1 protein-coding gene is annotated in these 635 nt (G+C 46.1%); it reads right to left on the bottom strand.

Going from position 1 to position 635, the window contains the following annotated elements; all coding sequences use genetic code 11:
- A partial coding sequence (locus TX77_RS10505) for a leucine-rich repeat domain-containing protein (RefSeq protein ID WP_049917357.1) occupies window positions 1-635 on the bottom strand: 635 nt, incomplete at both ends.

Genomic DNA, 635 nt, shown 5'->3' with positions numbered 1-635 from the left:
CTTCCCGTCTACGAACGTATATCCTTTATTTCTCGCATAGGTTTGTACGGCTGAGCCCGCATAACCGAATATTTTCAAATCCGCTGCAACGGCTTGATTGTTATTGAAGGAATTAGATTCGATCGTTACGGTCTTGCCCATCACAACGATGCTGGACAGCTGATTATAGCGAAAGGTATAACCGCCGATGCTCCTTATGTTTGCCGGTATCACAACACTTGTCAACTGATTGCCTCTGAATGCAAAATCACTGATTTCCGTCAAGTTCTCCGATATCCGGACACTGGTCAGTAAATTATTCGAAAAAGCCTCCTGTTCCATGTTTGTCAGGCTATCCGGTAAATAGATGTTTGTCAGCTTGTTGCTGGTGAAAGCCCTTTGCCCGAGACTCGTCACGCTGCCGGGGAGGTTCAAGCTTGTAAGAAAATTGTAGCCAAACGCATCACTGCCGATTGACTTTACCCCGTTAGGAATCACCACGCTCGTAAGATCAGTGACATAAAAAGCAGAGTCTCCAATTGCAGTTACCGGCACCCCTCCTAAGACGGCTGGGATCGTAATATCGACACCCGCTCCTCTAACGAAATCCGTTATGGTTGCTTCATTGTTGGCAATCGTGTACGTATAATCAGTAT

It is taken from the genome of Megasphaera massiliensis, from assembly GCF_000455225.1.
Taxonomy (GTDB): domain Bacteria; phylum Bacillota; class Negativicutes; order Veillonellales; family Megasphaeraceae; genus Megasphaera; species Megasphaera massiliensis.
This window is presented reverse-complemented; position numbering and strand designations above follow the sequence as displayed.